The 19,342-nt window shown below is 65.4% G+C and carries 15 protein-coding genes and 1 pseudogene; 10 read left to right on the top strand and 6 right to left on the bottom strand.

Features of this window, described 5'->3' with window-relative positions; genetic code table 11:
• Positions 1–16: 16 nt before the first annotated feature.
• The 6 genes from FHT08_RS04925 (at position 17) to FHT08_RS04900 (ending at position 8,021) form a co-directional block, all read left to right on the top strand.
• Positions 17–2,026: a chemotaxis protein CheA gene (locus FHT08_RS04925; protein ID WP_047126874.1), complete on the top strand. Its 2,010-nt coding sequence runs from the start codon at positions 17–19 to the stop codon at positions 2,024–2,026.
• A 68-nt stretch (positions 2,027–2,094) separates the two neighbouring features.
• Positions 2,095–4,248, top strand: coding sequence for a methyl-accepting chemotaxis protein (locus FHT08_RS04920; RefSeq protein WP_166774454.1), 2,154 nt, complete (start codon positions 2,095–2,097; stop codon positions 4,246–4,248).
• A 10-nt stretch (positions 4,249–4,258) separates the two neighbouring features.
• On the top strand, positions 4,259–4,777 hold the full coding sequence (locus FHT08_RS04915) for a chemotaxis protein CheW (RefSeq protein ID WP_166774453.1): 519 nt from the start codon (positions 4,259–4,261) through the stop codon (positions 4,775–4,777).
• 28 nt (positions 4,778–4,805) lie between these two features.
• A complete protein-coding gene (locus FHT08_RS04910) occupies positions 4,806–6,089 on the top strand; it encodes an EAL domain-containing response regulator (RefSeq protein ID WP_166774452.1) in 1,284 nt (427 codons plus the stop codon).
• A gap of 1 nt (position 6,090) precedes the next feature.
• Positions 6,091–6,897 (top strand): protein-glutamate O-methyltransferase CheR, encoded by an 807-nt coding sequence (locus FHT08_RS04905; RefSeq protein ID WP_104535890.1) that lies wholly within the window; start codon positions 6,091–6,093, stop codon positions 6,895–6,897.
• Positions 6,894–8,021, top strand: coding sequence for a chemotaxis response regulator protein-glutamate methylesterase (locus FHT08_RS04900; RefSeq protein WP_208408906.1), 1,128 nt, complete (start codon positions 6,894–6,896; stop codon positions 8,019–8,021). The genes FHT08_RS04905 and FHT08_RS04900 overlap by 4 nt, the downstream gene beginning before the upstream one ends.
• 25 nt (positions 8,022–8,046) lie before the next feature.
• Here FHT08_RS04900 and FHT08_RS04895 read toward each other — a convergent pair whose 3' ends face one another.
• The 4 genes from FHT08_RS04895 to gpmA all read right to left on the bottom strand — a co-directional run bounded on the left by FHT08_RS04895 (position 8,047) and on the right by gpmA (position 13,305).
• Positions 8,047–9,609: a phospholipase D family protein gene (locus FHT08_RS04895; RefSeq protein WP_166774451.1), complete on the bottom strand. Its 1,563-nt coding sequence runs from the start codon at positions 9,607–9,609 to the stop codon at positions 8,047–8,049.
• Positions 9,610–9,762: 153 nt separating this feature from the next.
• Complete coding sequence (locus FHT08_RS04890) at positions 9,763–11,862, bottom strand: M13-type metalloendopeptidase (RefSeq protein ID WP_166774450.1); 2,100 nt, start codon at positions 11,860–11,862, stop codon at positions 9,763–9,765.
• Positions 11,863–12,113: 251 nt separating this feature from the next.
• Positions 12,114–12,431, bottom strand: coding sequence for a hypothetical protein (locus FHT08_RS04885; RefSeq protein WP_166774449.1), 318 nt, complete (start codon positions 12,429–12,431; stop codon positions 12,114–12,116).
• 124 nt (positions 12,432–12,555) lie between these two features.
• Positions 12,556–13,305 carry a 2,3-diphosphoglycerate-dependent phosphoglycerate mutase gene (gene gpmA, locus FHT08_RS04880; RefSeq protein WP_166774448.1) on the bottom strand — a complete coding sequence of 250 codons (750 nt, stop codon included), beginning with the start codon at positions 13,303–13,305 and terminating at the stop codon, positions 12,556–12,558.
• A 103-nt stretch (positions 13,306–13,408) separates the two neighbouring features.
• Here gpmA and nfi point away from each other — a divergent pair, with 103 nt between their 5' ends.
• Positions 13,409–14,122, top strand: a complete 714-nt coding sequence (gene nfi, locus FHT08_RS04875; RefSeq protein WP_104535895.1) for a deoxyribonuclease V — start codon at positions 13,409–13,411, stop codon at positions 14,120–14,122.
• A gap of 699 nt (positions 14,123–14,821) precedes the next feature.
• Positions 14,822–15,283: a hypothetical protein gene (locus FHT08_RS04870; protein ID WP_166774447.1), complete on the top strand. Its 462-nt coding sequence runs from the start codon at positions 14,822–14,824 to the stop codon at positions 15,281–15,283.
• 98 nt (positions 15,284–15,381) lie between these two features.
• On the opposite strand, the pseudogene FHT08_RS19945 reads toward FHT08_RS04870, so the two are convergent.
• Positions 15,382–15,627: pseudogene (locus FHT08_RS19945) on the bottom strand (OsmC family peroxiredoxin); the annotation flags it as partial.
• Between the two features lie 31 nt (positions 15,628–15,658).
• The gene (locus tag FHT08_RS04865) at positions 15,659–16,516 is read right to left on the bottom strand and encodes a pirin family protein (RefSeq protein WP_104535898.1); all 858 of its coding nucleotides are present in this window, start codon (positions 16,514–16,516) and stop codon (positions 15,659–15,661) included.
• Positions 16,517–16,746: 230 nt separating this feature from the next.
• Between FHT08_RS04865 and FHT08_RS04860 the strand changes: the two genes are divergently transcribed.
• Entirely contained in the window at positions 16,747–18,819 is a 2,073-nt protein-coding gene (locus tag FHT08_RS04860) for a carbon starvation CstA family protein (RefSeq protein ID WP_104535899.1), read from the top strand.
• The gene (locus tag FHT08_RS04855) at positions 18,819–19,043 is read left to right on the top strand and encodes a CstA-like transporter-associated (seleno)protein (protein WP_016904074.1); all 225 of its coding nucleotides are present in this window, start codon (positions 18,819–18,821) and stop codon (positions 19,041–19,043) included. Before FHT08_RS04860 ends, FHT08_RS04855 begins: the two co-directional genes overlap by 1 nt.
• Positions 19,044–19,342: the final 299 nt, after the last annotated feature.

Here is a 19,342-nt window from a genome sequence, read left to right as displayed (position 1 = left end):
CGGACTGGCAACGCGCATGGACATGAACCAGCTGATGCAGACCTTCCTGGCCGAGAGCCGGGACCTGCTCGAAGACATGGAACGTCATCTGCTCGAAGCCGAGCGCGGCGAATCCTCGCCGGACGCGGTCAATGCGATCTTCCGTGCGGCGCACACCATCAAGGGCTCGGGCGGATTGTTCGATCTGCCGCAACTGGTCGGCTTCACCCATGTGGTGGAAAGCGTGCTGGACCTGGTACGCGATGACGCGCTGACGCTGAGCTCGGAACTGATCGCGCTGCTGCTGGTGTGCTGCGACCACATCCATGCGCTGGTGGAAACTGCGGCCGACCCCGGTCACGCCGATGCCGCCGCATTGGCTGCAGAGGCCGAGCCCCTGCTGGCACAATTGCAGACCTACCTGCAGGTCAGCGCATGCGGTGTCACTGCCACGGCCCTCCAGCACAGCATTCCGGAAAAACAGAGCGGTTACTGGCGCATCACGCTGAAACTGTTCGCCGACGCGCTGCGCTACGGCAACTCGCCGCTCAAGCTGATTCGCAATCTGCGTGGGCTGGGTTCGGTCGAGTCGATCAGCACCGACGTCAGCCAGCTGCCGAGCTTTGAGGCACTCGATCCGGAAGCCAATTATCTCGGTTTCCAGATCCTGCTACGCAGCGATGCCGACCGTGCCGCCATCGAGGACGTGTTCGAGTTCGTACGCGAAGACTGCGATCTGGAAATCATCTCGGTGCCGGCGCCGTCAAACGCCACCGCCGTGCTTGCAAGCGAGCCGGCCGTGGCTGCCGCAGCGCCGATCGTCGGCTTGCTGGCTGCCGCCCCGGCCACAGCGCCGGTGCGTGCGGCGCAGGACACCGGCGCACGCAACACCGACGCGCGCTCGATCCGCGTCGATGCCGACAAGCTCGATCGCATGATCGACCTGGTCGGCGAACTCATCATCGCCGTGGCCGGCACCAATGCCAACGCACAACGCACCGGCGACACGCAGTTGCTGGAATCGGCCTCGATCCTGGCCGGCCTGGTGGAAGAGGTGCGCGAAAGCGCCCTGCAACTGCGCATGGTCAAGATCGGTGGTACCTTCAGCCGCTTCCAGCGCGTGGTCCACGATGTGGCACGCGAACTCGGCAAGGACATCGCGCTGGTGGTGGCCGGCGAAGACACCGAGCTGGACAAGTCGGTGGTGGAGAAGATCGGCGACCCGCTCACCCATCTGGTGCGCAACGCGATGGACCACGGCATCGAGCCGGCGGAGGTGCGCGTGGCGCGCGGCAAGCCCGCACGCGGCACGGTGGGCCTCAACGCATATCACGACTCCGGCAGCATCGTCATCCAGATCACCGACGACGGCGGCGGCCTGAACCGCGACCGCATCCTGGCCAAGGCGCTGGAACGCGGCCTGATCGAGCCGGGCCGCCAGCTCAGCGACCGCGAGGTGTTCGCGATGATCTTCGAGCCGGGGTTTTCCACCGCCGAAAAGGTCACCAACCTGTCCGGGCGCGGCGTCGGCATGGACGTGGTCAAGCGCAACATCACCGCGCTGCGCGGCACCGTGGAGATCGACAGCACGGCAGGCGCTGGCACCACCATCTCGGTACGGCTGCCGCTGACGCTGGCCATCATCAACGGCTTCCAGGTCAGTGTCGGCAAGTCGGTGTTCGTGGTGCCGCTAGACGTGGTGGAGGAATGCGTAGAGTTCACGCCCGACTACAGCAGCGACTACATCGACCTGCGTGGCAGCGTGCTGCCGTATGTGCGCCTGCGCGAACTGTTCGCGCTCGGCGGCAGGACGCCGGCGCGCGAAAGCATCGTGGTGATCCGCCAGGGCGCCCAGCGTTTCGGCCTGGTCGTGGACACCTTGCTGGGCGAATGGCAGACCGTGATCAAGCCGTTGTCCAAGGTCTTCGCACAGGTCAAGGGCATCAGTGGCTCGAGCATCCTGGGCAGCGGCGATGTCGCGCTGATTCTCGATGTGCCCAGCCTGCTCCAGCAATTGCATCCAAATCAGGACGCCCTGGCGGCCTGAGCACATACACCAGCACTCTCCACATCACCGCGTCATTCGTTGTTACCTGACCCCAGGAAGCTGCCGCCATGCCACACCGTTCTCCGATCGCCACGCAGTTGTGGTTCACCACCGCCCTCGCCCTCGCCTTGCCCGTCGTGGTGGTGGTTGCGGGCGTTGCGCTGACGTTGTCGCGCGGCGCCCTGATCGCCGCCAGCGTACTCGCCGCACTCCTCAGCGGTGCATTGCTGCTCCGCGCGATCCGTACGGCTACCGGCTCGCTGGAGCTTGCCGCCACGACGCTGGATGCCTTTGCGCGCGGCAACTTCGCCATCGCCATGCCGCAGTTGCCCGACGAGCAGGCCTGCGAGGTGCTGCGTTCGCTGCGCAAGGTGCAAAGCACCATCGCCCACGTGAACGAGGAGATCAACCGCGTCTCGCAGGAACACGACGCCGGCGATATCGACGTACGCATCGACGTGGCACGCTTCGACGGCGACTTCCGCACGATGGGCGAAGGCATCAACCGCATGGTGGCCAGCCATATCGCGGTCAAGAAGCAAGCCATGGACTGCGTGGCCGAGTTCGGGCGCGGCAACTTTTCCGCCGAGCTGGAACGCCTGCCGGGCAAGAAGGCCTTCATCAACGAGATCGTCGACCAGATCCGCGGCAACCTCACCGGCATGGTCGCCGAGGTCAACCGCATGGCGACCGAGCACGATGCCGGCGATATCGACGTGGTCATCGACACCCAGCGTTTCACCGGCGATTTCCGCCGCATGGCCGAAGGCATCAATACGATGGTGGCCAGCCATATCGCGGTCAAGAAACAGGCCATCGCCTGCGTGGCCGAATTCGGCCGCGGCAACTTCACCGCGCAGCTGCCGCTGCTGCCGGGCAAGAAGCGCTTCATCAACGAGACCCTGGAACAGGTGCGCGGCAGCCTCACCGGCCTGATCCGCGAGATCAACCACATGTCGGCCGAGCACGAAGCCGGCGATATCGACGTTGTCATCGACAGCAGCAGTTTCGACGGCGATTTCCGCAGCATGGCCACCGGCATCAACCAGATGGTGGGCGCCCACATCGCGGTCAAGAAACTGGCCATGGGCGTGGTGGCCGAATTCGGGCGCGGCAACTTCGACGCACCGCTGGCGCAGCTGCCGGGCAAGAAGGCCTTCATCAACGATACCGTGGAGCGTGCGCGTGGCAACCTGCGCAGCATTTCCGAAGTGATCCAGGTGATGGGCGCGATGGCCGGCGGCGATCTCACCCACACCGTGGAAGGCCACTACGAAGGCGCCTTCGCCGACATGCAGCGCTACGTCAACACCACCATGGGCCGGCTGACCGAGATCGTCGATGAGGTCAACCGCAACGCCGAGAATCTGGCCAGCGCCGCCGAACAGGTCAGCGCCACCGCGCAGGTGCTGGCGCAGGCCGCCAGCGAACAGGCGGCCGGCGTGGAAGAGACCAGCGCCTCGCTGGAACAGATGACTGCCTCCATCGCACAGAACACCGAGAACGCGCGCATCACCGACAGCATGGCCGCCAAGGCCGCGAGCGAGGCCGCCGACGGCGGCGACACCGTGCGCGCCACCGTGGTGGCGATGAAGGACATCGCCAAGAAGATCGGCATCATCGACGACATCGCCTACCAGACCAACCTGCTGGCGCTCAATGCCGCAATCGAAGCGGCGCGCGCCGGCGAGCATGGCAAGGGCTTTGCGGTGGTCGCAGCGGAAGTGCGCAAGCTGGCCGAGCGCAGCCAGATCGCCGCGCAGGAAATCGGCGAGGTGGCCGGCTCCAGCGTGGACCTGGCCGAAAGCGCCGGCCGGGTGCTCGGCGAGATGGTGCCCTCGATCCGCCGCACCTCCGACCTGGTGCAGGAAATCGCCGCCGCCTCCGAAGAACAGACCGCCGGCGTCAGCCAGATCAATACCGCCGTCGGCCAGTTGAACCAGACCACGCAGTCGGCTGCGGCCAATGCCGAAGAACTGGCCGCCACCTCGGAGGAAATGAGCGCGCAGGCCGAACAACTGCAGCAGTTGATGGGCTTCTTCCGGCTGGGCAATGGCTCGCGCGCCGTAGCCTCGAACGCCAACAAGCCTGGCCCGCGCCGGATCGCTACGCACAGCAACAACCCGATCAGCGCGCCGCCGCGCCGTACCAACGTGCGCCAGATCAGCGCGGTGGCGGCCGCCGCCGATACGATCGACGAATCGCAGTTCGCCAGCTTCTGAGGAAACGACGATGCAACCGCACAGCGCAGCCAGCACCACGACAGCGCCGTCATCGACGGCACCGCAGCAATACCTGACCTTTCTGCTGGGCACGGAAATGTTCGGCCTGGGGATCCTCGGCATCAAGGAAATCATCGAATACCGGGCGCCCACCGACGTGCCGATGATGCCGCCGGCCCTGCGCGGAGTGATCAACCTGCGCGGCGCGGTGGTGCCGGTGGTGGATCTGCAGCAACGCTTCGGCCGCAACGCCAGCGCGATCACCAAGCGCAGTTGCATCGTGATCGTGGAGATCGCCCATGGCGAGGCACATCAGGTGCTTGGCCTGTTGGTGGATGCGGTGAGCGAAGTGCTGGAGATCGCGCCAGACGCTATCGCCGGCGCTCCCAGTTTTGGCGCCGGCATCGCACGCGAGTGCATCCATGCGATGGCCAGGATCGGCGAACGCTTCGTGATCCTGCTCGACGCCGAGGCCGTGCTGGGCAACGACGCACTCGTACACCTGCCTGTCGCCGACCTGGCAGCCTGACATGTTCTGCATGCACGCAAGGACTCCCATGCGCCCCACCCTTCTCTCCTGCAGCTGCGCGCTGGACGGCCCGGTACTGGTCGTTGACGACAGCGTGGTTCAGCGCGAACACGCGATGGCGCTGTGCCGCCAGCTCGGCGCCGTGGCGGTCGACGGCGCGGTCGACGGCCACGCCGCGCTGGCCTGGCTGGGCAGTGCGATTGCGCCATCGCTGCTGCTGATCGACCTGGAAATGCCGGGCATGGACGGCGTACAGCTGCTTGATGCGCTGGCGCGCGGCAAGTACGGCGTGCCGGTGGTCGTGGTCTCTCAACGCGGTGGCGCCTTGATCGATGCGGTGACGCAGCTCAGCCGCAGCGCCGGCGTGCACGTGCTCGGCGGCATCGAAAAGCCGATGCAGCTGCAGGATCTGGCCAACGTGCTGGAATGCGAACCGGAACCGGCCACAAACGCGCCTACGTTTGCACAGGCGGCGATTTCGCCGCTGATGTCCAGCGGTGGCGCGGCGGCATCGCGGCTTGACCGGGCCATGCGCCGCGGTGAAATCCGCGTGGCCTACCAACCCAAACTCGATCTCAGGGATGGCCGTCTGCGCGGTGTGGAAGCGCTTGCCCGCTGGCGCCGTCCGCAAGGCGACATGATCGGACCGGACCGCTTCATTCCGCTGGCAGAACGCGAAGGCCTGATCCATGCATTGACCCAGCAGGTAATCGACCTGGCGGTCGCGCAACTGGTGGACTGGCGTGCAGAAGGCTTCGAGCTGAGCCTGGCGTTGAACCTGTCGCCCAACTTGCTTGGGGAGCAGGGCTTTCTTGAACAACTGTGCGGCAAGCTGAGCGACAACGGCCTGAGCCCTGCCGATCTGGTGCTGGAACTCACCGAAAGCGCCATCGTGGAGCCGACCAATGCCTTGAGCATGCTGGCGCGTCTGCGTCTGCATGGGTTCGGCCTGTCGATCGACGACTACGGCACGGGCTTTTCCTCGCTGCAGCGTCTGGCCAGCATTCCCTTCACCGAACTCAAGCTGGATCGCAGCTTTGTGCATGCCGCCCATCGCAGCCGCAGTCAACGCACCGTGCTCGAATCCACGCTGGAACTGGCGCACCGGCTCGAACTCACCGCCGTGGCCGAGGGCGTGGAAACGCCGGACGACTGGCGCATGCTGCGCGAGCTGGGCTGCGATCTGGCGCAAGGCTATCTGATGGGTTCGCCGATGCCCGGGCCGATGCTATCGGAATGGTGGCGCGAACACGCCGTGCGCATCGCACGCCTGTGCGGCGACGTGCTGCCCAGCGATGCGGATGTTGCCTGACATGAGCACGGCCACCGCCATCACCGAACAGGAATTCGGCCGCTTCCAGCGCTTCATCTTCGAAGCGGCCGGCATCAGCATTTCTCCCGGCAAGAAGGCCATGTTATGCGGCCGCCTGGGCAAGCGCCTGCGCGAACATCAGTTCAGCAACTACACGCAATATCTGCAGTTGCTGGAAGGCCGGCAGGACCGCGCCGAGATCCAGACCGCGATCGATCTGCTGACCACCAACGAAACCTACTTCTTCCGCGAGCCCAAGCACTTCGAGCTGCTGCGCAGGCTGGCCGGCGAACATCGCGGCGGCCTGCCGTTCCGCTGCTGGAGCGCGGCCAGTTCCAGCGGCGAAGAAGCCTACAGCATGGCGATGGTGCTGGACGACACCTTGCAGGGGCGTCCGTTCGACGTGGTGGGCACCGACATCAGCACCCGCGTACTGGCCAAGGCGCGTACCGGACATTACGCGCTGCAACGCATCGACGGCATTCCGCAGGCGTATCTCAAGCGCTATTGCCTACGTGGTCAGGGCGAGTACGACGGCACACTGCTGGTGGAACGCCGCCTGCGCGACCGGGTCAAGTTCGTGCATGCCAACCTCAATACGGCATTGCCGATACTGGGTAGCTTCGATGCAATCTTCCTGCGCAATGTGATGATCTATTTCAACGGTCAGACCAAGCGCGAGGTCATCCTGCGCGTGCTGTCCAACCTCAAATCAGGTGGATACTTCTGCATCGGTCATTCGGAAAGCCTGAGCGAACTCGACATCGGCCTGGTGCAGGTGGCACCCTCGATCTTCCGCAAGGCCTGAGCCAAGGATCCGACGTGTCGACAGCCTTCAATCGCCCTGCCGCCAGCCCCAATCCCATCAAGGCCATGGTCGTCGACGACTCGGCGGTGGTGCGCCAGGTGTTGGTCAGCGTGCTTAACGACGCACCCGACATCGAGGTCATCTCCACTGCGGCCGACCCGTTGCTGGCCATCGAAAAGATGCGCAAGCAATGGCCGGACGTGATCGTGCTGGATGTGGAAATGCCGCATATGGATGGCATCACCTTCCTGCGCAAGATCATGAGCGAGCGCCCCACACCGGTGGTGATCTGTTCGACGCTCACCGAGAAAGGCGCACGCGTCACCATGGATGCCCTGGCTGCCGGCGCGGTGGCAGTGGTGACCAAGCCACGGTTGGGACTCAAGCAATTCCTCACCGACTCGGCCGAGGAACTTGTCAATACGGTGCGCAGCGCCGCACGCGCCAACGTCAAACGGCTGGCCGCCCGCGTTGCCGCAGCGCCACTGGAAGCCGAGGTCAAGCACACCGCCGATGTGATCTTGCCCGCGCAAAGCGGCCGCGCGCTGGCGCAGACCACCGAGCGCATCGTTGCCATCGGCACCTCCACCGGCGGCACCCAGGCACTGGAAGAAGTGCTGACTGCACTGCCACGCGTCTGCCCCGGCATCGTGATCGTGCAGCACATGCCGGAGAAATTCACCGCAGCCTTCGCCGCGCGCCTCAACGGCCTGTGTCAGATCGCGGTAAAAGAGGCCGCCAACAACGACCGGGTGATGCCGGGCCGCGCACTGATCGCGCCGGGCGGCAAGCATCTGCTGCTGCGCCGCAGCGGCGCGCAATATTTTGTCGAAGTGATGGAAGGGCCGCCGGTCAATCGGCATCGTCCGTCGGTGGATGTGCTGTTCCGCTCGGCCGCGCGTGCGGCCGGCAGCAATGCGTTGGGCATCATCATGACGGGCATGGGCGACGACGGTGCCGCTGGCCTGCTGGAAATGCGCCAGGCCGGCGCGCGTACCGTGGCGCAGGACGAACACACCAGCATCGTGTTCGGCATGCCCAAGGAGGCGATCAAACGCGGCGGCGCCGACCGCATCCTGCCGCTGGGCGCGATGGCACGCGAGATCGTGACACAGTTGCAGTGACGCGCGGCACGCGGAAACAGCAGAACTACAACTGCGACTCCAGCGGCAACCAGCCCATCACCGTCGCCGCACCACGTCGCCACACGCTCGCTGCCGGCTCCTGCGACCATACCTCGGGCGGTTGTGCCGCATCGTCGTGCCAGCGCAGCTCGCCCTGATCCAGGGTCACTCGGTAACTCAACGGCGCACTGATCTTGCGGTTGTAGACCTGCTCCAGTTGCGCCGCCACTGCGCGATCGTTGAACAGCAGGCCCATCTCGGTATTGAGGTTCATCGAGCGCGGATCCAGATTGAACGAGCCGATGAAACCGCTGCTGTCGTCCACCACGAATGCCTTGGTGTGCAGGCTGGCACCGCTTGAGCCGAACAGGCTGCCGTCCGGCTTGCCCATCGGCTTGAGCTCGTGCAGACGCACGCCTTGCGTCAGCAAGGGAACGCGGTAATCGGCATAGCCGCTGTGTACGGCAACCACATCGTTTGCAGCCAGCGAGTTGGTCAACACGCTGACGCGCACATTGCGCCGACGCAACTGGTCGATCCAGCGCATGCCTTCCTCGCCCGGCACGAAGTACGGCGAGATCACCTTCAGTTCGTGCTGCGCACGCGCCATCTCGCCGATCAAGACCGGCGTCATCCAGTCCGCCTGCGGCGATGCGCCATCGGCCTTTTCCGGCGGGTCGGAGACGATCCGCGCCTGATCCAGCCAATGCACCTGGCGCTGGCCCTGCGTCAAGGCCTGCACGCTCGGCGATTGACGCAGCCGCTCCACATAGGGATGCGCGCGTGCCGATTCCAGGCCGGCGTCCAGACTGCCGCGCAACGCATCCAGCGCCTGCGGCTGTGCGGTCACCAGCGCGGCCAGCGGCAACGCGTTGGGGCTGTTCCAGTACGCATCGAAGACCTGTTCGGCCTGGCCGACGGCCGGCCCCATCAAGGCCGCATCCATATCCATGAAGTTGGTGTCGCGCGCCGCATCGAAGTACTCGTCGCCCACGTTGCGGCCGCCCACCACCGCCATCCGGCCATCGGCAATCCAGGCCTTGTTGTGCATGCGTCGATTGATGCTGAACATGCGCAGCACCATCTCCACGCCGCGCATCAGCGTGCCTTCGCGCGCACGGGTGGGGTTGAACAGACGGATTTCGATCATCGGGTGGCTGTCCAGCGCCGCCAGTATCGAATCGCTGCCATGGATGTTCATGTCGTCCAGCAGCAGGCGCACGCGCACGCCGCGATCGGCCGCATGCAGCAGTTCGTTGTGCAGCAGGTTGCCGGTGAAGTCCGCATGCCAGATGTAGTACTGCAGATCCAGGCTGCGGCCGGCCGCACGCGCGGTGAGCGCACGCACCGCGAATGCATCGACGTTGTCGGGCAGGATCACCATGCCGGTCTGATCGGCATGTGCCTGCTGCAGCGGCGCGACGACCTGATCGATCGGCGTTGCGATCGCCGTGGCAGGCAGCGAATGGCTCACTGCGCCACGCTGACGATCGGCAAAGCGCCCATAGCCGTACAACGACAGCACGCTGCCCAGCACCAGGACCAGCACACCGATCCCGATCGCTTTGAAGATCTTTCGTCTTGTCACTGCAGCCCCCCCTGCCATTCGGAGCGCGGCAGTCTAGACGCTGCGCAGGCAGCCCGATGTGCAGATGCAGCAAGAATCATGCGCTACAAAGCCGTTGAAACGCGCGGTTGCTGCCGCACGCGCGGCAGCAACCGCGCTTGCCGCAGGCGCCGATCACCAGATCGCAACGCGATCCTTGTCCGCACGGACCATCGCATCGCCAGGCCTGCACTGGAATGCCTGCGCAAATGCCGGCATGTTCGAGGGCGCAGCATTGGCGCGGAAATTGGCCGGCGCATGCGGGTCGGTGTTCAGGCGCACGCGCAACTCACCGTCGGTGAAGTTGCGGCGCCACACCGTGGCCCAGTTCATGAAGAAACGCTGGTCCTGGGTATAACCGTCGATGTCCTTGCCGGCGTCGGGTTGTTCCTTCGACGCCATCTGCAGCGCATCGTAGGCCACGGTGAGGCCGCCCAGGTCGCCGATGTTCTCGCCCAAGGTCAGCTTGCCTTTGACCTGTACGCCGGGAATCGCCTCATAGCCGTCGAACTGCGCCACCAGCCGGTCGGTGCGCTGGGTGAACAGCTTGCGGTCCGCGTCGGTCCACCAGGTATCGAAATTGCCCTTGGCATCGAACTGGCTGCCCGAGTCGTCGTAGCCATGCATCATCTCGTGCCCAATCACCGCGCCGATACCGCCGTAATTCAACGCTGCATCGGCCTTGGAGTCGAAGAACGGCGGCTGCAGGATCGCCGCCGGAAACACGATCTCGTTGCGCGTGGCGTTGTAGTAGGCGTTGACCGTCTGCGGGGTCATATGCCACTCGCGCTTGTCGACCGGTTTGCCGATCTTGTCCAGCATGTAGCGATAGTTGAATGCCTGCGCCGCCTGCATGTTGGCCAGGAAACCATCGCCACGGGTTTCCAGGCCCGACCAGTCGCGCCATTGATCCGGGTAACCGATCTTGGGCGTGAAGCTGGCCCACTTTTCCAGCGCGCGCTGCTTGGTGTCCGCGCTCATCCAGTCGAGCTTTTCCAGCCGTGCCTTGAGCGCCACCGAGAGGTTCTGCACCAGCTGCTGCATCTGCTGCTTTGACTCGGCCGGGAATGCGGACTGCACGTACAACTGGCCCAGGGCCTCACCCATCGCCTCGTTGACCGCGTTCAAGGTGCGCTTCCAGCGCGGCAGCATGTCCTGCTGGCCACGCAGCGTCTTGGCATAGAAATCGAAGTTGGCCTGCTCGAACGGTTTGGCCAGGTACGGCGCTGCCTCATCCACGCTGTGGAAACGCAGGTACGCCTTCCAGGTCTCCACCGGCGTGTCGGCCAGCATCGCATCGAACTCGGCGAAGTAACCCGGCTGGCTCAGCGAGAAAGTCCCTGCCGGAACCTTCAGGGCGCTGAAGAATGCCTGCCAATCGAAATGCGGTGTGATGGCATTGGCGCCGGCCACATCGACCGGGTTGTAGCGCTTGGCCGGGTCGCGCAGTTCGATGCGCGACAGCGAGGCATTGGCCAGGCGCGTTTCGAACGCCATCACCGCCTTGGCCTGGGTTGCCGCCTGCGCTGCTGCAATGCCGGACAGTTCCAGCACGCGCGCGATGTAGGCCACGTACTGCTCACGGATCCTGGCCTGCGCCGGATCGGTGTAATAGCCCTTTTCCGGCAGCCCCAGACCGCCCTGGCCTGCGTAGGCGATCATCTGCTCGGAATTCTTGTAGTCGGCGTTGGCGCCGAACGAGAACATGAACCCCTGGCCCTTTGCATAGCTGTCGCGCAACCATGCGGCGATGGCCGGCGCATCGGTCAGCGCATCGATCGCCTTCAGCTGCGGCTGCAGCGGCGTGATGCCGGCCTTGTCGATCGCCGCTTCGTCCGAGCCGGTGCGCCACAGGTCGGCGATCTTGGCATCCACCGAGCCGGCCGACAGGTTGCCGCGCGCCAGTTGCTCCACCAGCGCGTGCTGGATGGTCAGCGAACGCTCGGCCAGCACTTCGAAACTGCCCCAGCTGGTGCGGTCCGATGGCACCGGATTGGCCTTGAGCCACTTGGCGTTGACGAAGCCGTTGAGGTCCTGGCACGCGTTGATGGCCGGATCCAGATCATTGATGCCGAAGGCCACGATCGGTGCATCGAGCTTGGACACATCCACCCTGGTCGGTGCGGCCGGCGTTGCGGCCGGTGCCGGCCTGGCAGTGTCGTCGGAACCGCCACACGCCGAGAGCGTCACCGCGATAGCCACCGCAAGCGACAGCGTCGCGAATTTGCTCAACATCGTTCCATTCTCCAAGGCATGCGACCGCATCAGACGCGGTCAAAAAAAGTGGGCTATCAACGCAGACACACCAACCACACCATCATCGCAGCGGCACCGCAAGATCCTGACGTCCGGTACCACGCCTTGGCGAAGAACACGCAACGCCCAACCGCGCACTCCGCGGCGCCTGGGCACGCGCGTGCCGGCGCTCTCTACTTCCGCGGAAAACCACCCAGCAGCCCGGCGCAGCAGCGCGCCATCGACTGCGGTCATTTGCGCGCGTACACCGGTGCCATCAGCAGATACACCGGATACGCCAGCACCATCAGCACCAGCGCGATCTCATGCCCGGACGCCGCTTCCGCCCAGGATTCCATCTGTCGCGACGGCCCGAAAAAACCAAACGCCAGCAGCACGACACCCATGACACAGATCAGCAGCGTCAGGCCCATCGCCGACGCGGATACGCTGCCCCGGGCCAGCAACGCGAACGCAGCGCTGCCACCTGCCAACAGCAACCCCAACGTCACCAGATACGCGCGGCAGTAGGTGGCACTCATCTGTTGCCTGTTACGCTTGCTGGACATCATGTCTCCCCTGCAAGAACACACGCTCGCGTGTCAGATGCGGAGCGCGCACTCGAGCGCGCGCTGCGAACCCCACGCCACGCTGCGCGCGTCATGCATGCAGCGCAGCCAGCGGATGCGACGATTATTTTGCCTTGCCCTGATTGGCCACCGCTTCGGCGGCGCACTTGGCCGCTTCCTGGTCGCCCAGATAGCGGTAGCTCTGTACCTGCAGGTTGTCGTCCAGCTCGAACAGCAACGGGATGCCGGTCGGGATGTTGAGCTCCAGGATCTGCTCGTTGGAGACAGCGTTGAGGTACTTGTACAGCGCACGCAGCGAGTTGCCGTGCGCGGTCACCAGCACGGTCTGCCCGGCCTTCAACTGCGGCGCGATCGCGTCGTGCCAGTAGGGCAACACGCGCACCAGTGTGGTCGCCAGCGACTCGGTGCCCGGCAAGGCATTGCGGTCCAGCGTGGCGTAACGACGGTCGTGACACGGATGGCCAGGGTCGTCGACGTCCATCGCCGGCGGCGGGATGTCGTAGGAACGACGCCAGATCTTGACCTGCTCTTCGCCGTGCTTGGCGGCCGTCTCGGCCTTGTCCAGCCCCTGCAGGCCACCGTAGTGGCGCTCGTTGAGGCGCCAGCTCTTGGACACCGGCAACCAGTCCTGGTCGAGTTCCTTCAATGCGCCCTGCAACGTATGGATGGCGCGCTTGAGCACCGAGGTGTGCGCCACATCGAACTGCAGGCCTTCGTCCTTCATCAGCTTGCCGGCCGCAGCGGCTTCCTGGCGACCTTGCTCGGTGAGCTCCACATCCACCCAGCCGGTGAAACGGTTGTCCAGGTTCCATTGGCTCTGGCCATGGCGCAGCAGTACGAGTTTACGGGTCACTACGGTTCTCCGATTGGGGGCCGATCAGCCTGCGATTGTAACGGCAGCCAGCGCATCGCAGGCGTGCACGACACCGCCACGGCCGGCGCGCGATGCTGCGGCCATGCAAACGATCGATCCCGTCTTTGCCGGTTGGGATGGCAGCGTCACCCAGGCGCGACAGTTGCAACAGCAACTGGCACACCGCGTGGTGCTGCAGGACCAGCCCGGCGCAACACCGCAGCTGCTCGCCGGCTTCGACGTCGGCTTCGAAGACGACGGCCAGACCACGCGCGCGGCCGCGGTGCTGCTGGATGCAGACACGCTGATGCCGCTGGAAACCCATGTCGCGCGCGTGCCCACCTCGATGCCGTACGTACCGGGGCTGCTCAGTTTTCGCGAGCTGCCGGCCTTGCTGCAGGCGCTGGCACTGCTCTCGCGCCCGCCTGATCTGGTCTTCATCGACGGCCAGGGCATCGCGCATCCGCGCAAGCTCGGCATCGCTGCACACTTTGGCGTGGTGACCGGCTTGCCCAGCATCGGCGTGGCCAAGCAACGCCTGGCAGGCAGCTTCGTCGAGCCAGGACCCGGGCGCGGCGACCATAGCCCGATCCTGTTGGGCGGCACGCAGATCGGCTGGGCGCTGCGCAGCAAGCTGCGCTGCAATCCGCTGATCGTCTCGCCTGGCCATCGCGTCTCGATGCAGGGTGCGCTCGACTGGACGCTACGTACCTTGCGCGCCTATCGCCTGCCCGAGCCCACGCGCCTGGCCGATCGGCTGGCCTCGCGGCGCGGCGAGATCGCCCTGGACGCCACGGCGCCCGGACAACTGTTCTAGCGCGCGGCAGTCGATCGCGATCGACATGCTGCGTGCCTGCCGCTGTCGTCCGCGCTGGACCATCTCGGCGCGCTCGTGCTGGCCGCCAGCGTACCCCCGCAGTGCCTTTCCAGAGCGCGGCATCCAGGCGCATCGCATGTCAACGGTGCCGACACCGACACGAGCTGTCGCGCGGTCGATGGATGATTCTTCCTGCGATGAGTTACGTCATCTTCGCGCGAGCGTTCATGACTGGGGTCACTGCAGCACATCGCTACGCGCCGCTCGACTGCAATCGCGCGGCATGCGCCGTTGGACATGGGAAAGACACCCCCCGCCTTCGCGCGCGACACAGCCGGAGCGATCCGCCTTGGTTGAGCGCCTTCCCCGCCTGCACGCATGCAACGCTGGCGACCGAACGTGCGCTCTACATCCTCGACGGCGAGGCGCAGCTGGATGGCGCCGATGTGGTAGTCAGCAGCGGGCGGGCGCCGTGTACCCACCCAGGTCTCGAAACGGGAGTGCCCGTGCGCACGGCCGATTGCAGCCCGGCCTGCGAATTGCGCTTGAGCTTGCAGCCAAACCTGTGGTAGTGATGTCTCCATAGGTTGGGACAGGTTGCGTGCGAGGCACAGCCGGGCGGGGAGCGCACAGGCTGATGCGGCGACACGCGCGACGACGCTGTCTCTGCGCAGACATCCAACGCCGGGGAATACTTGAATGAAGTCCGCATCCTGCCTTGTCGGCCTGAGCCTGCTGTGGGCCGCCGCCGCCGTTCACGCCCAAACCTCACCGGTCTGCCCGCCGCTACCGCCAGCCTCCGGGCTGCAGTGGAACGAGCTTGCGGGCGCGGACTATCTGGTCTGCAAGGCCATGACCGCAGACGGTCGCCAGGTGGTCGGTGTGATGCTGACCACCCGCGACCCGGCGATGACGCTGGCGCGCGACCGACGCGCGGAGAAAGGCCAGATCCAGCAGGAGGACTTCTATTGGTACAAGCTCGACCTGGGCGGCCGTGACCTGCCGGGCATGGAATCGCGCCGCGTCACCGTGGTCGAGCTGGGCAAGAAGCGCTACGCACAGCTATGGATCGACGGCGCCAACACCGAGGAACTGGCCTCGATGCAGTCGCTGGTGCAGAACATGGATCTGCAGCCCGCCAGCCTGGCCCTGCAGCGCTGACGCAGGCGGTAGTGAAGCGCCAGGGCATGCCCACCTGACGCGGTCTCTCAAGCGGGCCGGCTGAGCAAATGCTGCCGCACAACCGGCTCGCCTGCTTTCTAGCGCCCGCCGCACCCGCCGACGCGTCGCCGCCTCCTTAGCAGTGCGGTGGCGATCCATACCTTGCCCTTGAGCAGGCGATGAATCGGCCATTCGTCGTCCACGTCCACGCTACGCACCGTCCAGCGCGCCTTCCAGTTCGATCTGCCGCGTGATCACCGTGCCCGCAGCACCGCGCTGGGTGTGATGCAGATGCAATGCACCGCCGTCAAAGACCACTGCTTGCGCGCGGCCATCATCGGCACCGCTGCCCCACGGCGGCTGCAGCGCGCCGGCTCAGAACCGCCCCTCCTGGAAATCGACGAAGGCCTGCATCAATTCCTGCTTGGTGTTCATCACGAACGGGCCGTGTCGCATCACCGGCTCGTTGAGCGGGCGACCCGCCACCAGGATCAGCTGCGCACCGTCCGCACCTGCACGTAGCGTCAAGCGCTCGCCACCGCCCAGCACCGCCAGTTCCTGAGCCGGCAGCGCACGCGCGGCATCGCCCTCGCCCACCGTCACCGTACCTTCGAACGCGTAGGCAAATGCGTTGTGGCCGCTGGGCAGCACATAGTCCCAGGCCGCATCCGGCGCCAGTGCGATATCCAGGTACACCGGCGCGGTGGCCGGTTGCACGATCGGGCCGCGCACCTCGCCCACCGCGCCGGCGATCACCTTGACCGTGACGCCGGGCGCAGGCTGGGCGACCGGAATGCTCTCCGGCGCGTACTCCTGATACCTGGGGTCGGTCATCTTGTCGCGCGCCGGCAGGTTCACCCACAGCTGAAAGCCGCGCATGCGCCCGGATTCCTGCTCGGGCATTTCCGAATGGATCAGCCCGCGCCCGGCGGTCATCCACTGCACGCTGCCCGGGGTCAGCAGACCTTCGTTGCCATGGTTGTCCTTGTGGCGCATGCGCCCGTCCAGCATGTAGGTCACCGTCTCAAAGCCGCGGTGCGGATGGCTGGGAAACCCGGCCAGATAGTCTTCTGCCTTGTCGGTGCCGAACTCGTCCAGCATCAGGAACGGGTCCAGGTCCGGCAGCTGCTGGGTGCCGATCACGCGGGTCAGCTTGACCCCGGCGCCGTCGGAGGTGGGCATGCCACGAATGGTGCGCAGCACGCGTGCCGCTGCGGTGGTGGTGACGCTCATCGACCTCTCCTTAGCGTGAATGACTGGCCCGAATAATGGATGCAGCCGGCACGCGGCCCAACCGCGACCGGCGCAACCGATCGTTCCAAAACCCGCCGGCGCCGCCGCGCGATCCGGCACGCGGCGACCGGACGCTCTACAACTAAAGTTTTACCCTGGCCCCGAACGACGCCATTGACCCCGGGCGGGCAGAGGGTGACCCTTGGGTGAATCGTTCCTGAGGGGCATGCATGAAAGGGTTCTCGAAGCTGGCCTGGGGCGCGCTGGCGCTGCTGGCCGCGTTCTGTCTGGGCACCGTGGCACTACGGCGCGGCGAACACATCAACGCGCTGTGGATCGTGGTGGCGGCGGTGTCGATCTACCTGATCGCCTACCGTTTCTACAGCCTGTTCATCGCCGACAAGGTGATGCAGCTGGACGTCACCCGCGCTACCCCGGCGGTGGCCAACAACGACGGTCTGGACTACGTGCCCACCAACAAGCACGTACTGTTCGGCCATCACTTCGCCGCGATCGCCGGTGCCGGGCCATTGGTTGGCCCGGTGCTTGCCGCACAGATGGGCTACCTGCCCGGCCTGCTGTGGCTGGTGGTCGGCGTGGTGTTTGCCGGCGCGGTGCAGGACTTCGTGGTGCTGTTCCTGTCCAGCCGCCGCAACGGCCGCTCGCTGGGCGATCTGGTGCGCGAGGAAATGGGCCAGGTGCCCGGCACCATCGCCTTGTTCGGCGCCTTCCTGATCATGATCATCATCCTGGCGGTGCTGGCGATGGTGGTGGTCAAGGCACTGGCGGAAAGCCCCTGGGGCATGTTCACCGTCATCGCCACGATGCCGATCGCGCTGATGATGGGCGTGTACATGCGCTACATCCGGGTCGGGAAGATCGGCGAGATCTCGGTGGTCGGCCTGATCCTGCTGCTGGGCGCGATCTGGCTGGGCGGCAAGGTCGCGGCAGATCCAACTTGGGGCCCGGCATTCACCTTCACCGCCAAGCAGATCACCTGGATGCTGATCGGCTACGGCTTTGTCGCCTCGGTGTTGCCGGTGTGGCTGCTGCTGGCACCGCGCGATTACCTGTCTACCTTCCTCAAGATCGGCACGATCCTGGCGCTGGCGATCGGCATCCTGGTGGTCATGCCGGATCTGAAGATGCCGGCACTGACCCAGTTCGCTTCCACCGGCGATGGCCCGGTCTGGAAGGGCGGCATCTTCCCGTTCCTGTTCATCACCATCGCCTGCGGCGCGGTTTCCGGTTTCCATGCGTTGATCGCCTCGGGCACCACGCCCAAGCTGCTCGCCAACGAAGGCCACATGCGCTACATCGGCTACGGCGGCATGCTGATGGAGTCGTTCGTGGCGGTGATGGCGCTGGTGGCCGCATCGATCATCGAGCCGGGCATCTACTTCGCCATGAACAGCCCGGCCTCGCTGGTCGGCAGCGACACCGTGGCCGTTGCGGCCAAGGTGTCCGAATGGGGCTTTGCGATCACTCCCGAGGTGCTGGAGGCCACAGCACGCGACATCGGCGAGCACAGCATCCTGGCACGCGCCGGTGGTGCGCCCACCCTGGCGGTGGGCATCGCGCAGATCCTGCACCAGCTGCTGCCGGGCGAAGACACCATGGCATTCTGGTACCACTTCGCGATCCTGTTCGAAGCCCTGTTCATCCTGACCGCCGTGGATGCCGGTACGCGTGCGGGCCGCTTCATGCTGCAGGACCTGCTGGGCAACTTCATCCCGGCGCTGAAGAAGACCGAATCGTGGGCCGCCAACATCATCGCCACCGCCGGTTGCGTGGCGTTGTGGGGTTACCTGCTCTACACCGGCGTGATCGACCCGTTCGGCGGCATCCAGACCTTGTGGCCGTTGTTCGGCATCTCCAACCAGATGCTGGCCGGAATCGCGCTGATGCTGGGCACGGTGGTGCTGTTCAAGCTGAAACGTGACCGCTACGCCTGGGTCACCCTGGTGCCGGCGTTGTGGCTGCTGATCTGCACCACCTATGCGGGGCTGATCAAGATCTTCGACAGCAACCCGGCGCAGGGCTTCCTGGCGCAGGCGCACAAATACCAGGACGCCATCGCCAGCAACACCATCACCGCGCCGGCCAAGACGGTGGCGCAGATGCAGCAGATCGTCACCAACGCCTACGTCAACACCGGGCTGACGGTGCTGTTCCTGTTCGTGGTGGGTTCGATCCTGATCTACGCGATCAAGACGATCGTGATTGCGCGCCGCAATCCGCAGCGCAGCGACCGTGAAACCCCGTACGTGGCTTTGCAGCCACACCAGATGGCGGATCTGTAATGGGCACCCAACTCGTTCTGGCCAGCCAGTACCAGGTGCATCGTCGCATCTGGCGGCGCCTGATCCAGACCGCACGCCTGTGCTGCGGCATTCCCGATTACGACAACTACGTGCGCCACATGCTGGAAAAACACCCCGACAAGCCGGTGATGGACTACCCCACCTTCTTCCGCGAGCGCCAGGATGCGCGGTACGGCGGCAAGAGCGGGTTTCGCTGCTGCTGACCGGATGACCGGATAGGTGGCGAGTCGGAACGCAGCAGGGCGCGATGCGAATCGCGCCCTGTTGCGTTGATGGCTTGGGATTGGCTGCAAGGCCCTTGCCCGCCTACCATCGCGGGACACGCCGCAGGGTAGGTCAGCGCTCCCATGCAGGCCTGGCAAATCAGCGGGTTTTCAACCGACCACCGAGCAACTTTCTGGTGCGGTGTCCTCGCCGGTTGCGGGACCCTTGGCGGCATGGATGCCGCCAAGAAGCCTCCACGAGCGGATTCACGGCGTGTCCCGCAAGTGGTGAGGGCACC

The organism is Xanthomonas sp. CFBP 8151 (genome assembly GCF_011761885.1).
Classification (GTDB): Bacteria; Pseudomonadota; Gammaproteobacteria; order Xanthomonadales; family Xanthomonadaceae; genus Xanthomonas; species Xanthomonas arboricola_B.
Note: the sequence above shows the minus strand (reverse complement) of the source record. Positions and strands in the feature narration are given on the sequence as shown.

Excerpts from the sequence above, each read along its gene's own strand:
- FHT08_RS04915 (WP_166774453.1), top strand. The coding sequence starts at position 4,259 with ATGCAACCGCACAGCGCAGCCAGCACCACGACAGCGCCGTCATCGACG.
- FHT08_RS04855 (WP_016904074.1), top strand. The coding sequence starts at position 18,819 with ATGGGCACCCAACTCGTTCTGGCCAGCCAGTACCAGGTGCATCGTCGC.
- FHT08_RS04860 (WP_104535899.1), top strand. The coding sequence starts at position 16,747 with ATGAAAGGGTTCTCGAAGCTGGCCTGGGGCGCGCTGGCGCTGCTGGCC.
- FHT08_RS04870 (WP_166774447.1), top strand. The coding sequence starts at position 14,822 with ATGAAGTCCGCATCCTGCCTTGTCGGCCTGAGCCTGCTGTGGGCCGCC.
- FHT08_RS04905 (WP_104535890.1), top strand. The coding sequence starts at position 6,091 with ATGAGCACGGCCACCGCCATCACCGAACAGGAATTCGGCCGCTTCCAG.
- nfi (WP_104535895.1), top strand. The coding sequence starts at position 13,409 with ATGCAAACGATCGATCCCGTCTTTGCCGGTTGGGATGGCAGCGTCACC.
- FHT08_RS04865 (WP_104535898.1), bottom strand. The coding sequence starts at position 16,516 with ATGAGCGTCACCACCACCGCAGCGGCACGCGTGCTGCGCACCATTCGT.
- FHT08_RS04890 (WP_166774450.1), bottom strand. The coding sequence starts at position 11,862 with ATGTTGAGCAAATTCGCGACGCTGTCGCTTGCGGTGGCTATCGCGGTG.
- FHT08_RS04910 (WP_166774452.1), top strand. The coding sequence starts at position 4,806 with ATGCGCCCCACCCTTCTCTCCTGCAGCTGCGCGCTGGACGGCCCGGTA.
- FHT08_RS04925 (WP_047126874.1), top strand. The coding sequence starts at position 17 with ATGGACATGAACCAGCTGATGCAGACCTTCCTGGCCGAGAGCCGGGAC.
- FHT08_RS04920 (WP_166774454.1), top strand. The coding sequence starts at position 2,095 with ATGCCACACCGTTCTCCGATCGCCACGCAGTTGTGGTTCACCACCGCC.
- FHT08_RS04885 (WP_166774449.1), bottom strand. The coding sequence starts at position 12,431 with ATGTCCAGCAAGCGTAACAGGCAACAGATGAGTGCCACCTACTGCCGC.